We start from the raw sequence: 14,945 nt of genomic DNA on the forward strand, positions 1-14,945 counted from the left end.
ACTACCTCGCCGGCGCCAGGCCTGCCAGCGCCCGGGTGATATCGGATTCGGCGATGGTCATCAGTTCCTCGTTGGTCATCGCCGAGACGTCGAGGCTGTCGCGGGTGAACCGGTAGTCGCGCTCCCCTTCGGCGGCCTCGATGACGTTGCGCATGAAGCGGCCGTTGCCGACGAGATCGATCAGCTTGCGGCCGTTGCGATTCTGCGTGGCCAGCTCCTCGCAGCGGTCGTGCAGGACCTCGCGGGCGCCGTGGGACAGGATCGTGTCCTTTTTGTGCGCAACGTGATCGGCGATCTGCACCAGTTCCTCGGCGTTGTAGCTCGAGAAGCGGATGCGCTTGGTGAATCGCGAGGACAGGCCCTCATTGGAGGCCAGGAAGCGGTCGATCTGGTCCTCGTACCCGGCAATGATCACGATCAGCTTGTCCCGGTCGTTCTCCATGCGCGTGAGCAGGGTGTCCACGGCCTCCTTGCCGAAGGCGTCGCCGCCGGAGAGCCCCTCCTGCACGAGGGTGTATGCCTCATCGATGAACAGCACCCCGCCCAGCGCGGAGTCGATCAGCGCGTTGGTCTTGGGGGCGGTGTGGCCGAGATGGGTGCCGACCATGTCGTTGCGGGAGGCCTCCACCACCTCCGGATTCTCGACGACCCCCAGGCCCGCAAAGATTTTCGCGATCACGCGGGCGATGGTGGTCTTGCCGGTGCCGGGCGGACCGGAGAAGATCAGGTGTTGCGAGCGTGACTCCACCGCCAGGCCTCGCTGTGCGCGCACCCGGTCCATCAGTACGCCGGATTTGAGCCGGTCGACCTGTTCCTTCACCGAATCCATGCCGATCTGGGCGTCCAGCAGATCCGAGGCATCCTGGAGCAGGCCGTCGCGTTCGGCCCGCGCGGCGGTGGCGGCATGCGCGGCCGGGTCCTCGCCGGTGGTCGGATCCCACTGGTTGGTGCGCGTGGACAGCAACTGCTCGCTGGTGATCTCCAGTCGATATGTCTTGTCCCGCACCGCGCGCTGCCACTCGGGGCGGTCAGGCCACAGCGCGGAGCCCTGCAGCCCGTTCAGGATTCGATCGGACTGCTCATGGTCTCCGTTGTGCCGCAACAGCATTCCCAGCAGGTAATGCGCGTCGGCCCAGATGTAGGACAGGCTGCCCGAGGAGCTGTCCTCCACGATGCGCTGCGCCCGCGGCAGCGCCTCCCCGATGCGGTCCAGGTGCGCAAGGGATTCCGCGGTCATCAGCTCGGCGGCGATATCGAGCAGCCCATCGTCCAGCATCGGCCGGGCCGAGCGCGCGGACAGCACGTCGTGCCAGCGCTTGGTCCGGAAGTACAGCGAGAGGCGCACGAAGTCGGCCACCTCGTCCCGCGGCACCTGCGCGAGGATGGCCGAGGCCTCCTGCCATTCGCCGCCGATCGCATAGGAGCACGCCTGCGCGATGGCGATCTGGTCGCGGTCGGCCATCGCCACCCGCAGCCCGTACATGCCGACCTCGACCTGGCACCACAGCGACCGATCGACCAGGCCCGCTCGCTGTTGATCGCGGTAGAGATTGTGCATGGATCGGTAGGTGCCGTAGATCACCTCGTCGGTGACCTCCCCGGCCATGGCCCGGCCCAGCCAGGCATCGCACATGTCCGGATCCAGATCGGTGGCCGTGCGGAACGCGGCCAGCGCATGCGGCTCGTTCCGGCCGCCCCCGGCCACCAATCCGAGACTTTGTACCCCCGTATAGAACGCGTCCTCGGCCGCTGACAACTCGGACATCCCTTCCACCGCACTCCGTCTGCAGCGAACGATAGACACTCGCGATCACGGGACGATTCCGCCTATTCCCAATATCGGGAAGGCCGATATGCAGCATCTTCACTCTACTTAACGGGCCATTGTTGACCGTGCCACTAGTCAGGTGTATATTAATTCTCAGATCGCCAGTCCTCATCCTGTCGATCTGACCTCCAGGAGCCGGCGGCCGAGACCCGGCCGCCGGCTACGGCCGCTTCTCGGACCGTCGGCCGCGGGGCCTCACAGCACCCGGACGACCACCGCCCGGCTCGGCATCCGCGACATCGTCACGCTCGCACCGGAATGCGGGGCTTCGATCACCATTCCGTTGCCGGCCGCGAGCTGCACATGCTCGGGACCGCGCGCGCTGAACGAACTCGCCGGAAACACCAGGTCTCCGGGGCGCACATCCTGCAGTGGCACCCGGACACCGCTGTAGATCTGCTCGTAGGTCGTGCGCGGCAGGATGACGTGGCCGCCGCTGGCGTGGGCGATCGCGTACTGGGTCAGCCCGGAACAGTCGAAGCCGCCGTCACTCGGCCCCTCGAAACCACCACCGCCCCATACATAAGGCGAGCCGAGCCAGGTCCCCGCCGCCCTGACCGCCTCGCCACCCGCGGTGCTGTCCGAGGCGGGCGCGAGACTCGTCCGGGCGGCGGAGCCCCGCCGCCTGCCCCGACTGCCGCGCCGGCGGCGGGAGGTGACGACCTTCCGGCCGCCGATACGCGACGCCGGAGTCACCGGCGGCGCGATCCGCGATGCCTGTTCGCGTGCGGCAGTCACATCCGAATTCACCTGCCGGGTCGCGCTGGTGACGGCGTGCTGAGCGGCGTCCAGCAGCGCCGGCCCGCCGAATCGGATATTGCCGCACGCGGCGATCGCCTGCGCACGGGCTTGGAAGTCGGAAATCTGATCGGTTATCCGGCCGCGACCGTTCATCGTGCCCGCACCGGATTCGGAGACCGCCTGGTGCACGAGTTCGTCTCTGCGGGCATGCGATTCGGCCGCCGCCCGCTGCATGCCGCGGGTATCGTGATAGGTATCCATTCCGGAATTCGCTGGGCCGGGGGCGGTTTCGGCGATATCCCGTATCGAGGCGGCACGGCCGCTCGTGGGCGTGCCGGTGCCGTAGAGGTTCAAGAGCGATTGCAGCACACGGGGAAGGTCGTCGGTCACCAACGACGTCATACCTCCGGCCCCCATATGCTCGTTCCCCCTCTCGATTCGGGTCACCTCATTGTGCCGTTACCTCGGCGACGTCGTTCCCAGTCATGGGACCAGGCGCGCGGCGCCGACACGAATACGATTCCCAGTCACGAGAAGATCCGACAATGGGAACAGATCCAGGGAGGCGGTGTCCAGGGCATGGCGACGGTCAAAGACACGACCGGTGTCGGTGCGCACTACTGGACGGTGACGCTGACGCCCCCGGCGCAGGCACCGACGGCGTTGCGTGACTTCGTCGCCATGGCCCAGAACGCCATTCAAACCGCGGTTGACCTGCTCGGCCGCGGAGCCCCCGAGCTGCCCCCGACGGTGGACGATCTGCTGGGAGTTCCGATCTATCAGAGCCTCGGTACCGGCTCGGCCGACCAGAACTATCAGGCCCTGCTCACGGCGGTGGACAAACGCAAGGATTCGCTGCTGGGGACCGACGCGACGGTCTTGAAGGCCGCCATCACGGTGTCGGCGCGCACGGACGCCTCCCTGCAGTACATCGAGGGTGTCGTCGATCAGTTGCAGACCGAATTGAAGTCGATCACCGGCAAATTGACCGCCGCGCAGACCGCGGCCCTCATGCAGCAGATCGGCTACGCCGTGGACGTTGTCAATGCCCGGGTCACCTCCGTGTACGAGGCCAATCACGGCACCGCGGGGTCCTCGGGTGCGAACGGGGGCGGCACGGGCAGCGGATCCGGATCCGGCTCGGACGGAAGCGGCAGCGGTTCTGGCAGCGGATCCGGCAGCGGCAGCGACGGGGGTGGTGGGTCGGGCAACCCGGGCCAGGGCAGCGGCTCCGGATCCTCGGGCGGGGGGCTCGGGTCACTGCTCGAGATGCTTCCGATCATGGGGATGATGGCGCTGCCGATGCTGGCGCAGGCTGCGCAGCCGATACTCCAGGCACTCGGGCTGGGTCAGCATCAAGACCAGCAGGACCACAAGCAATCGGGCCCGCAGAACGGAAACGCGCCCACGCAGCAACAAGGTCCGGCGCCGCAACCCAGCCCCGCGCCCCAGCCCGCCACCGCGGCACCGGCCACTGCGGCACCGGCCACCGCCGCACCACAGACACCGCAGGCACCACCGAGCCCGCCGCCCGTGCAGAAGCCGCAGTCCGGCAACACAACACAGGCCGCGGATCCATCCGCGGTACCCGCTGCACCCCAACAGCCCCCGCCGCCGACTGTCACAACGAACCCCCCAGCCACCACTCCGGCAGCGGCACACTGAACTCGCGGCCGCCCGGTCGAGGATGATAGGACCGTCCCGATCGGGCGATCACCGGCGGCGCTATGGGCCGAGTTCCCTACGCGCTGACCGCTTCTCGCTCGGCCCGGGCCGCCTCGCGGGCGAGTGCGCGGTCGCGCTGCTCCTCGAACTTGACCACGTCCTTCCCCAGCTTCTCCAGGAATTCCGCGAGCTCGTCGCGAGCCCGCTCGCCACGGGCGGTGAAATCGTTGCGGCCGAAGACGTTCCAGATCTTCAGCACCGGCGCGACGACCTCCTCGAGGTGCTGGCGCAGGTCGTAGATGCCGTGCTTGGCCATCAGTACGCCGTTGCGACGGAAGTTGGGCATGCCGTGGCCGGGCATCACGAAGTTGGTGACGATCCGGGTGATGGCCTCGATCTGCTGGTCGGGGACCAGGTCCAGGGCTGCCCCGCAGAGGTTGCGGTAGAAGATCATGTGCAGGTTCTCGTCGGCGGCGATGCGCTGCAGCATGCGGTCGGCGATCGCATCCTGGCAGGCCTTGCCGGTATTGCGGTGCGAGACACGGGTTGCCAGCTCCTGGAAGGTGACATAGGCGACGTTCTGCAGGAAACCGCCCCAGTCGGCCGGTGATTGCACGCCGTTCGTCATGTGGATCATCCGATCTCGTTCCAGCGCAACGGGATCCACCGCCCGAGTCACCACCAGGTAGTCGCGCATGACGATGCCGTGGCGGTTTTCCTCCGCGGTCCAGCGGCCCACCCAGGTACCCCAGGCGCCGTCCATCGAGAAGTTCTCGGCGATCTCGCGGTGGTACGAGGGCAGATTGTCCTCGGTGAGCAGGTTGGTCACCATCGCCGACTTGGCGACCTCGCTGAGCTGCGACTGGGAGGGATCCCAGTCCTGCCCGCCCATCGCGGCGAAGTTGCGCCCGTCGTCCCAGGGCACGTAGTCGTGCGGGTGCCACTCCTTGGCCATCGACAGGTGGCGCTCGAGGTTCTGCTCGGCAACCGGCTCCAATTCCCTCAGGATTTCCAGCTGGGTCAGATCCTTCGCCATCGAGAAGCCTTTCTGTAGTCAGTCGTGCACGGGCGTGGCGGCCGGGAACGGCCCCGGCTGTGATTACCAGTAGGCGGTGGAGCGCTTGCATTGCACTGTGCGCAGGCTGTGCCGGCGCTGTGAAACCCCCGACACGAGCAATTCGCGGCTGGAACTGCGCCGCCGGTGCGCCTGAGCACGACCTCGCGGGCAAGCATAGCTAATCAACCGCTGGTGGTGGATTCGTGTGGGAGACGGTGCGATAGGGGGGCCCCGGGAAAACGCGGCAAACCGGGACGATCCCGGCGGAATCGGCGATGTACCGTGCCACACCGGCGATCGGACTAGGCAATCGGATCAGGCAATCGCATCGGCGACGGTCGCGGGCCGATTCGAGGCGTTCTGGACCACCGGCTGGGTGACATCGGGCGGAACCGGGACGGGGGGATGGAGAAAGCCGGGAGGGTGTTCCCCGAAGGACGCGGAGGGATCCAAGGGCACGAGCTTTCCATTGTTGATCATGAAGAGCCCCTTGCTGTCGCGCACGATGATCGCGCTGCGGTCGTCCCATGCGATGACGTCGCCGGTATGCAGATCGTTCGGGTCGGCAGGGGTCCACGTGGACGGATCGCCCGCGGTGTTGCCGTAGGCGCCGAAGCCGTCGCAGCCGCTGTGCCAGTTCAACGCGTTGTCCACGGCGTGCCAGACGACGGGCGAGAGTTGCACGGACACCCCGTCGATCGTCTTGGTGGGGAACTGACTCCCGTTCGCGCCCACCGGTTGCGCCGACGTCGCGGAAGCCGGTGCGCCCGTTCCCGTTTGACTTCCCCCCGTCTGATATGTGGCATCCTGCGTGGTCGACTGTGAACCCTGCTGGGTACCAGAGGAGTTGGCGGCGTCACCCGCGGACTGATCGCGGTTCGAGGGCTTCTGCGAGAAACCCTGCAGCGCCTGCTGCATCTCCATGTTTTGCAGCAGCGACGATGTGGGGTCCGCGGTAGCGGCTGTTTCCGAAGCGGGCGAGGCGTTCGTTGTGGGAGTCGGATTGGTGGGTGTGCTGTTATTTGCGTTGTGATTTGCCGGACTGCCCCCGGGGTCGGTGGGACTCGAAGGCGTCGGCGCGCCGCTGCCCGTCCCGCCACCGTTCGCACCGTGGGACCTTGCGGTGCCGTGATTGGCCTCGTACACCGAGGTGACCTGGGCGTTGACCACGTCCACGGCGTAGCCGATCTGCTGCATGAGGGCCGCGGTCTGCGCGGCGGTCAACTTGCCGGTGATCGACTTCAACTCGGTCTGCAACTGATCGACGACACCCTCGGCCGTTTGCAGGACGGTGTCGCTGCGCGCCGACACCGTGATGGCGGCCTGCAGGACCGTCTGGTCGGTGCCCAGCAGCGAATCCCTGCGCTGGTCCACCGCCGCCAGAATCGCCTTGTAGTTCTTGTCGGCCTCGCCTGTGCCGAGGCTCTGATAGATCGTCGGGGTCATCAGATCGTCCACTCCCGGGGGAAGTTCGGGAGCTCTGCGGCCGAGCAGGTCGACCGCCATTTGAATGGCGTTCTGTGCCATGGCGACGAAGTCACGCAACGCTGTCGGTGCCTGCGCCGGTGGCGTCAGCGTCACCGTCCAGTAGTGCGCGCCGACACCGGTTCCGTTGTCGACCGTCGTCATGCCCTGGACACCGCCTCCCTGGATGTGTGGAATCTTCTCGCGACATCATTTCCGAGCGATAGTTGTGGTTTGCCACCTTTCATGGTGTCGACGTCCGGCATCGTCGCCAACACCGACTTGCTTAAAGCCCACGTGACGTACAGGGAACCGTCGGTGCCCATTCTCAGAGCAGTGCCGGCCAACTCGGAGGGATCGACGCCTGATGCCAGGATCGGATCCCATGTTTTCAGTACAAAACCATTCTTGTCAGCGAGTACAAGCTGGCCATCCGACTGATAGGTCAGCGTATTGCCGTCGTTCCGCAGCTGCTGTCCCGCCAGCAAATATCCGTTGGGCCCCATCGTCTGGGCGCCATCCGACGACGGTCCGGTCGGGTCGGCCCACCAGTCCGGATTGGACACGCCGCTCGAGCCGGATCCCGAACGGCCTTTGGCGCCACCCATTACCTACTCCACACAACTGCGGTGAAAGATCCGGGCCGGCGGGATCGCTCGCGATCCCGCTCAGTTCCGGACATCGGGAGCGCTGCCCGGAGGCGGCGAGACCGGCGCGACGGCCCCGGGCGGCGGCCCCGCACTCACAGCGGGAGCCGACACCGCGCCGGTGGGCGCCGGGCGGGTGATGCGCTGCGGTTCCGGCGCGGTGACCGCGGCGGGCGCCTCGACGAACTGTGGATGCGCCACGACCTGCTCCTGCGCGTAGACCGCATCGCGGAGGGTCTGGCGGGTGGAGTCATCATTCGCCAGCAGCAGCACCAGTTCGTTGCAACGGCGCTCGTAGACGATGTTTCGCAGCCCCTCGGCCTCGTTGTCGACGCGCAGCGCACCCAATTCGACCCGGCCCGGGTCCACGCGGCGGCCCATGAGGGAGGCCGCGAGCAGATCGTCGGCGTCGCGCAGCGCGTCCCACTGCGGGCGCTGCACCGGGATTCCGGCTCGGAGCGCGGCCAGGATGTTCTCGCGCAGTCGGCGGGCCGCGGCCACCTCGGGGCTCGACGGAACCGAACGGAGCAGCCGGGCATGGGTATCGGCCGCCAGTTCCACGCTCTGTGCCCGCGCCGTCGAATCGTCCACGGCGGCAACGCGTGCCAGCGCGCCCTCCGATCCGGTGAGGGTGAGGCGATCGGCGGTATCGGGGGTGGGCACCCGCAGGTCCACGTCGTAGGCGGGGCCGACGAGACCCTGCATCGGCACGTTGTTCAACCGTGCGCGCAGAGCAGGATCGATCGGGCCCGAGGAGGCCAGCGCCGAGAGCTCCGCACCGGCCCTCGGTCCCCAGGCCAGCCCGAATTCGATGAGCACCCGGGCCGGATCGGACACGCCCTCCCACGGGGAACCCTGGCCGTCATCCGCGAGGACCTCGTCCCACAGCCACGGTGTGGATACCTCGCGCGGCAGGAACAGCCCCGGCGGCAACCAGCCTCGGCCCTCGTTGGAGGTGATGAACACGCCGGCGCCCGCGGAGCCGCGCATCACGGAAACCGCCCAGCCGGTGCCCACCACCGAATCCTCCACGACAGCCAGCACCGCGGCCAGCAACGTGCGGGCGATCAGCAGGTCGTTGTCGGCGTCACCGTTGACCACGAAGTCGGGTTCCCGCTCGCGCTCCTTCGCCTTGGCCACCGCGGCTGTGAACGGGGTCGGCATCATGACCGGACCCAGGTCGGGCGCACCGGCACTCGGCGGGCCGGGTGGTGGGGTGGGCCCGCGCCCGGCCCACCCCGCGTCGCCGAAGCCGAGCGGATAGAACCCCATCCCCCCGGGGTCGTGCGCCGTTGGCGCCCCGCCGCCACCGAGGTTCGACCCGAAGCCGTTGGTCGCCGGTCCCTGGCCGCCCCCGGCCGAAGCGAAGACACCGGGGATTCCGGTCGTCGTATCGTCCGGGCGATGCTCGGTCTGCGAGCCCGCTTGTGCCCCGTTCGGGGCAGTTGAACCGGAAGTCGTGGTGCCGGTGGGCGTGGTGGCCGGATCGACGGGCACGGCGGGACCGGTCGGCCCATTCGAACCTGTCTGTCCAGCGTGGGAATTTCCACCGGGATGGTTGCCGAATTGGTTACCGATATCGCCGATGTTGGATCCGCCCAGCGCGTCGGTGTGCTCGTAGGCGTTGGCCGAATCGTCCAGCGCCTTTGCGACGCCGGCATGGTCGGCGGCGTGCTGCAGCCAGGCCGCCTCGCGCGCCTGGTAGTACTTGGTCAGAGCCTGATGGACGGGATGGGCGATGGTGCCGTACTGCTCGAGGAATGTCCCGAGCCACTCGGTCGGCTGCTTGGACCCCTCGACGGCCTGGTCGTGGGCCCTCATGTGTTGATCGCGCAGGAACCGCAGATGATCAGGGTCGGTCTCCATGCCACATCCTTTCCCGCCGAATCTCCTTTATTGTGTTTTCTTCCCAGCGACGGGAACGACCGGCGGGCGCGCTACGCCGCTCAGCTGCGCGGTCAGCTGGCCGTGAGCGTAGACGGCATCACGCAGCATCCGGCGATCCGGCGCATTCGCCAGCAGCAGTGCCAACTCGTTGGCGCGACGCTGCACGACCATCGAACGCAGCGTCGACACCTCGGCACCAGGACGCCCGGAGCGCAGCTCTCCCAGGGGGATTCGGGTCACGTCGATGCGCTTGGTGAGAACGGTCGCGGCCAGCAGATCGTCGATGTCGCGCAGCTCGTCCCACCAGTTCGGCGGGATGTCCCCGCCCCGCCGGAGAGTATCGAGCAGCCGCTGTCGCAGGGCGGGCGCACCGAGCGTTGCCGCCGTACCCGCGCCCGTTCGCGCGACGCGCTGGTGTGCGTCCCGCGCGAGGTCGGCGCAGCGGGCAGTGATCGCCGCCAAGGGAATTCGGTCCAGTCGCGCCTGGTTCGCGGGTGAGATGACCAGGCCCAGCCGGTCCACCAGTCCCGGAGCGGGCGCGTCCAGCGGCAGGGCGGCCGATGCCGCGACGCGCCCCTCCAGCGCCACCTCGCCCAGCTGCCACCGGATTCCGGCATCGATCGGCTCGGAGGAGACCAGCGCCGCCAGCCGCGCATCGGACCTACTGCCACGCTCCAACACGAATTCCGCCAATATCCGCGCCGGATCGGAAATACCCTCCCACCCCGAATGCCTCGCCTCAGACCAGCGCCACGGCGTCGAAAGCTCCTGCGGCAGATACAGTCCCGCGGGCAGCCAGCCGCGCCCTTCGTTCGAGGCCACCAGGCCGATGACGCCGCCGCCCGGCCGCCGCAGCACCGCGACCGCGAATCCGATTCCATACCAGGATGATTCGACTGCGGCCAGAATTCCGGCGAGGATGGTTCGCGCGAGTATCAGGTGCCCGTCCACTCCGCGCCCGCCCACCTCGAACACGGGTCCCGCCGCCGCGGCCATCGCATCGCCCACGACCGACCGGATCATTGCCGCGCTGCCGGATCCGGGCTTGGCGGCGATGCTGTCATGGCCCGAAAGGCGTGGCCGCCCCGCCGCGCCCTCGGCGGTGGCCCCGCGTTGCGGCTCGCCGGCAGTACCCGATTCGGCGGCGGAGCCCTGGTCTCCCATCGGGTCCGCGGTCACCCGCTCCAGAGATCGCACATACGGTGAGACCTCCTCACTCTTGTTCGCCGACGCCACCGTCTCGGAGGGCGTCGCAGGTGTGGGGTCCTGCGGCAAGAATACGACCGGCATGGGTATCGCTCCCCCATCGGCCGTGTCGGGAGTTACCTCGGCCGGATCGGGAGCGACATCCGCCGGATCGGGAGCGGTGACCGAACTCGGACCGCCGGTATCGGGAAGGACATCCCGGGGGGCAGCGGCGACGACCGACCCCACATCGTCCGCGACGCCGGGGTAGGCGGGCGCCGCATCGCCGAGATCGGCCAGCGTGGGTGTGGGATGGTGCGAGCCCCCCTGCGAGAGTGCGGGATCACGCGAGAGCCGCGCCGACATCGGAAGCGTGGCGACAGCCGCCGCGGAACCATCCGCCGGGTCGCCCGCGGGATCGGTGGCGGATGAATCCGCGCCCCGGCGGTCCAGGACGTGCATCGCGGGTACCTGGCTGATTCCCGCCGAATTCAACGCCGGAAGATGGTGCGAGACAGCCAGTTCGGTGATTCTTGCACGGAGCCCGGACCAGGGCGGATCGACCTCGTGCGGCGCGCCGGAGACGGCCGCCTCGACGCGCTCGCGTGCGGCGGTCACGATGTCGTGAACCTGACCGATCCTCGCCTGTTTCCCCGCGGACTTTTCCGTGATGCCTGCGATGGAGGCCAGCGCGTCGTCGACGATGTCGAGTATGCGGTTGCGGGTCCGATTCGCGAGGGCCGCGAAGTCGCGCAGCAGATCCGCCGCGGCCGCCACGGCATCCACCAGTTCCCGCGAATCACCCTGGTGGGCGGCCATCGCGTCCTTGACCGGCTGTAGGGCGGCGCTGGCCCGCACCCGCTCGTCGAAGTCGCGGCGGGCGGATTCGAGACCGTCGACATCCACGGTCGAGGCGGCCTCCCGCAGCGTCGTCTCCAGCGTGCCCCACCGGTCCGGTCCGATCGCGGGCCAGTTGTCACCGACGATGGCATCCCAATAGTGCGTCTGAGCAGGCATGCCGCTAGCCATCCGGATCGGCCCGGTCGAGAATCCTGGCGCCGGACGCGTCGGCCTCTTCCAGCGCGAGAACGGAATCTGTTGCGGCGGAGTGCGTATCGGCAACTCGGTCGCCGTGGCCGTCCGCCACCGCAGCGAGGCTCTCGGTGATCCACCCGAGCCTGGCAAGCAACTCGCGATCCAAAGGAGAGCGCCCGGGCTGGGGCGCGGTCAACTCCCGCAGTATGCGGGCGATGCCCTCGGCGACCGAGGAGGCGGCGGTGTGGTACCGCCCGGCGGCGGCGAGCACCTCCGCCGGGGAGTCCATATCGTGCAGGTCCATGGCTGGTTCACTGGCCGAATTCGGACCGCTCTGCCTGCCGGTAGGAGTTCTCGGTGGGCAGGTCGAACGCGTCGATGGTGTGCGAACCGGTGCCGTTGTCCATCATCTCCGCGCGCAACCCCACCCGCGACTTGAGATGCGCGAGCTTGCCCAGGCGCACGATCTCCGCGGCCAGCCAGGTGTCGCCCTCCTCGCGGGCATCGTCGGTGAGGTGCAGCCCGACGATCTCGCCGTCCCGGTTGCAGCCGACGCCCACGGTGCCCTCGGGGTTGAAGACCTCGTAGATCTTGCTCTGCCAGTCCGGCTGCGCCGCTGCGTCTTCGGAATCCGCGTCGTACAGTTGGGTCACAGGTTGTTCTCCGTCTCGGTGGGGGCCGGGGCATCCGGCATGGCCAGGCGGGCGGCGAGTTCCGCCCAGGCGCCGTCGTCGATCTGCATCACCTGCCGCAGGGCCCAGAAGCGCGAGCCCAGATACAGTTCGGCCGAACCGTCGTCGGCGATGTCCAGGTGATCCGGGCGCTCGTCGGAAGCGTTCAGGGTGACGGTGCTGATCGGGGGGTGCTTGTCATCGATGTTCAGAATCGTCGCTCCGGCACCGGGAATGAACCCGTGGCGGCAGCGCGGGCTGTCGGCGATCGCCAGCTCGATGCTGTTGGTGGTGATGGTGATCTCGCTGTTGAGCAGCAGCTGCATCGTCCAGGAGCGGGCCGCGGCCTCCGGGCGCTCACCGTTGATCGTGATCCGATCCGCCACCGCGAGATCCAGCACGAGAACCGCGTCGGCCGTGGTGATTCCGGCGACCAACAGCCGACGCGTGGTGCCGTCGGGGCCTGGCAGATCGTCGGCGGCCACGGTTACCGTATCTGTGCCCTTGCCGGGGCTCGTCGCCGGATGCGCTGTCACGGTGCCGGTTCCGATGTCTACCGCATAGGCCACGACCGGATTCGGCATGCGCGCACCGACCGTGGCCAGGCGTGCCAGGCCCTCGTCGTGCAACCACCGCACCGCGTCGGCGGCAGTGACCTCCGCGGAAGTCATGACACCTCCGCGGGGGTGGTTGTCCCGTCGGCGGATTCGGGCTCCGCGGCCTCCGGTTCGGCCCATGGATCGGCGTCCATGAGGGTGCGATACTGGCGCGCCGCGTCGGCGGTGCTCTCCCGGATGGCGGCCATGATCTCCGCCGTCAGCTCGGCGTTGTCGAAGCGCGCGGCGGTGCCGGGCGCGAGATACAGGGTGGTGAGCCGTCCCATCGCGTCCACCTCCGGCACCACCAGGCCGCTGGGCGAGGGGCGGCGTGCCTTGATCGCGTCCATCCGCTCACGCAGATCGGCAATGCGATTGCGCAAGTCGCGGGCGGCGTCCAGGGCCGCCTGCACGTCGGGATGGATGTCGTTCACGTCGAACCTCCTTGGGGGGGAACCTGATTGACCGGTGTTGCCGGGGTGACCGTGGGGGCGATCTTGGGCTTCTCGCCGATGACCTGCTCGGTGTGGGGAGTGTCGTCGACGTACATGAGCCGGTCGGGATGCCAGGCCACCACCCGGTTACGCTCGCCGCCCGTGCCGCCGGTCTGGTTGCCCATGCCGGGCATCATCGGCATGTACGGCATGCCGCCGGCACCGCCCGCGCCCCCGGACGCGATGCCCTCGGCAGCGGTGATTGCGGAGGTCATCGGCTCGGTGACCGCGGCCGCGGGCAGCGCGAAGGAGTCCATCGCGGACGCCGCGCCGACCATCGGCAGGCCGCCCAGGGCGATGTTCTCCGCCCCGGCGGTGGCGTCACCGATCGAACCCCCGCCACCGCCGAGTGCCGCCGGGTCGCCCAGGTTGCTCAGGTCGGGGATAGTCGGACTGCTCGCGGTCATCGGATCGAAGCCGTCGAGGGAATCTGCGCCGGAGTTCTTTTGTGTCGCTTGCTGTATAGCAGATTGTCCCATGCTCAACAGCGAGGGCAGCATGGTGACCAGCGAGCTCAGCAGGCTCGAGTCGCCCGAGGAGGCCGCGGCGTTCGCGCCCGACCCGGAGGGCGTTCCGGCGCCGGAGGTTGCTCCGGCACCCGATCCGGACCCCGCGGTTGTGCCGCTGCCCGCACCGGAGCCGCCGGATGCGCCTGTCCCGCTGCCACCTCCGGCTCCGCCACTACCCGAACCCGAACCACAGTCGGAGCCGGCCGCGCCGGCCGCGGCCGTGGTAGTGCCGAGTTCCACGCCGACGGCCGCGGCGTAGTTGCCGAGCACGTCGGCGGACAGGGCGTTCTGCTCTTGGAATTTCGCCATCGCCTCGGCGAGCGCGGCTGGATTCTTCGACCGCATCGCGGTGAGCAGTTTCTCGCGCGTCGCTTTGACCTCCTTGGGTGTGGGGTGCGCGGACCTGGCCGTGGTGAAGGCATTTCTGTACGTGTCGATTCCGTCGATCAGCGACTGCAGGCCGCCGCCCAGCTGGTCCAGCGAATCGGCATGTCCGATAAGGGATCTGGCCACCTGCTCGCCCACCGGCTGCCAGCCCTGAACCGTCTGCGCGGCGGCGGTGACGTGGGAGTGCGCGGCGGCGTGCGCGCCGCCGAGGTAGCTGCGAACTTCGTCGGCGACGGTACCGGCCTGGCTGACGCCGGGGCCGGAGTGGAGATGCTCGGCCAGGGTCAAGGGGTCGACCGGTTCGGGATCGGAAGTCGTCGGCGCGGGCGGAACGTGCCGAACGTAACTGCCCTGGACCGTCACGGGATTGGCCACCGTGCCGCCGCCCGAGCCGCCGAGCCTGCTACCACCCTCGGCATCGGTCGTCGAGTAATCCGCCGCCGACGCACCGATATTCGCCGCGGTGCCGTGCACCCCGTGCTGCAGCACGTGTGTGACCTTGTTGGCCAACTCCGCCTTCGCCAGGTTCAGCGCCGGAACGGCCTTGACGGACACCGGATCCGCGCCTCCCGGCGTGACCCAACCGCGAGGTATCGCCGCGGCCGTCCCGGTGGCCGTGTTCGCGAGCCCGGAGGCCACCGAAGCCAGCTCCGCGGGATCGACATTCAGCACCATCGCTTCCTCCTCACCACCGCCCGCTCAGCTCGACGGCACAGCGAGGAGCCCGCCATCTCGATGCCGTGCGGATGCTCGAATCCAGCCGCATGTGTCAAGGCGTC

At 68.5% G+C, this 14,945-nt stretch carries 13 protein-coding genes; 1 reads left to right on the plus strand and 12 read right to left on the minus strand.

All coding sequences use genetic code 11. The features are described 5' to 3' along the window. Window position 1 precedes the first annotated feature (1 nt). Together eccA and ABH933_RS35505 are read right to left on the minus strand one after the other, a co-directional pair. Complete coding sequence (eccA, locus tag ABH933_RS35500; RefSeq protein WP_429424318.1) at window positions 2-1,765, minus strand: type VII secretion AAA-ATPase EccA; 1,764 nt, start codon at window positions 1,763-1,765, stop codon at window positions 2-4. Between the two features lie 258 nt (window positions 1,766-2,023). Next, window positions 2,024-2,959: a C40 family peptidase gene (locus ABH933_RS35505; RefSeq protein ID WP_429424316.1), complete on the minus strand. Its 936-nt coding sequence runs from the start codon at window positions 2,957-2,959 to the stop codon at window positions 2,024-2,026. Between the two features lie 189 nt (window positions 2,960-3,148). On the opposite strand from ABH933_RS35505, the gene ABH933_RS35510 reads away from it, so the two are divergent. Next, a complete protein-coding gene (locus ABH933_RS35510; protein WP_429424314.1) occupies window positions 3,149-4,234 on the plus strand; it encodes a hypothetical protein in 1,086 nt (361 codons plus the stop codon). A gap of 76 nt (window positions 4,235-4,310) precedes the next feature. Here ABH933_RS35510 and ABH933_RS35515 read toward each other — a convergent pair whose 3' ends face one another. The 10 genes from ABH933_RS35515 to ABH933_RS35560 form a co-directional block, all read right to left on the minus strand. Then, the gene (locus tag ABH933_RS35515) at window positions 4,311-5,270 is read right to left on the minus strand and encodes an acyl-ACP desaturase (RefSeq protein WP_429424312.1); all 960 of its coding nucleotides are present in this window, start codon (window positions 5,268-5,270) and stop codon (window positions 4,311-4,313) included. A 336-nt stretch (window positions 5,271-5,606) separates the two neighbouring features. Next, a complete protein-coding gene (locus ABH933_RS35520; RefSeq protein WP_429424310.1) occupies window positions 5,607-6,920 on the minus strand; it encodes a hypothetical protein in 1,314 nt (437 codons plus the stop codon). After that, window positions 6,917-7,363 (minus strand): hypothetical protein, encoded by a 447-nt coding sequence (locus ABH933_RS35525; RefSeq protein WP_429424308.1) that lies wholly within the window; start codon window positions 7,361-7,363, stop codon window positions 6,917-6,919. The genes ABH933_RS35520 and ABH933_RS35525 overlap by 4 nt, the downstream gene beginning before the upstream one ends. Window positions 7,364-7,423: 60 nt before the next feature. Then, a complete protein-coding gene (locus ABH933_RS35530; protein WP_429424306.1) occupies window positions 7,424-9,268 on the minus strand; it encodes a type VII secretion target in 1,845 nt (614 codons plus the stop codon). Between the two features lie 27 nt (window positions 9,269-9,295). Beyond that, window positions 9,296-11,491, minus strand: coding sequence for a hypothetical protein (locus ABH933_RS35535; protein ID WP_429424304.1), 2,196 nt, complete (start codon window positions 11,489-11,491; stop codon window positions 9,296-9,298). A 4-nt stretch (window positions 11,492-11,495) separates the two neighbouring features. Continuing rightward, window positions 11,496-11,813: a hypothetical protein gene (locus ABH933_RS35540; protein ID WP_429424302.1), complete on the minus strand. Its 318-nt coding sequence runs from the start codon at window positions 11,811-11,813 to the stop codon at window positions 11,496-11,498. A gap of 7 nt (window positions 11,814-11,820) precedes the next feature. Next, the gene (locus ABH933_RS35545; protein WP_429424300.1) at window positions 11,821-12,162 is read right to left on the minus strand and encodes a hypothetical protein; all 342 of its coding nucleotides are present in this window, start codon (window positions 12,160-12,162) and stop codon (window positions 11,821-11,823) included. Continuing rightward, window positions 12,159-12,851: a hypothetical protein gene (locus tag ABH933_RS35550; protein WP_429424298.1), complete on the minus strand. Its 693-nt coding sequence runs from the start codon at window positions 12,849-12,851 to the stop codon at window positions 12,159-12,161. Before ABH933_RS35550 ends, ABH933_RS35545 begins: the two co-directional genes overlap by 4 nt. Beyond that, entirely contained in the window at window positions 12,848-13,210 is a 363-nt protein-coding gene (locus ABH933_RS35555; protein ID WP_429424296.1) for a hypothetical protein, read from the minus strand. The genes ABH933_RS35550 and ABH933_RS35555 overlap by 4 nt, the downstream gene beginning before the upstream one ends. Continuing rightward, complete coding sequence (locus ABH933_RS35560; RefSeq protein ID WP_429424294.1) at window positions 13,207-14,841, minus strand: hypothetical protein; 1,635 nt, start codon at window positions 14,839-14,841, stop codon at window positions 13,207-13,209. The genes ABH933_RS35555 and ABH933_RS35560 overlap by 4 nt, the downstream gene beginning before the upstream one ends. Window positions 14,842-14,945: the final 104 nt, after the last annotated feature.

The organism is Nocardia sp. GP40 (assembly GCF_050434125.1).
Taxonomy (GTDB): domain Bacteria; phylum Actinomycetota; class Actinomycetes; order Mycobacteriales; family Mycobacteriaceae; genus Nocardia; species Nocardia albiluteola.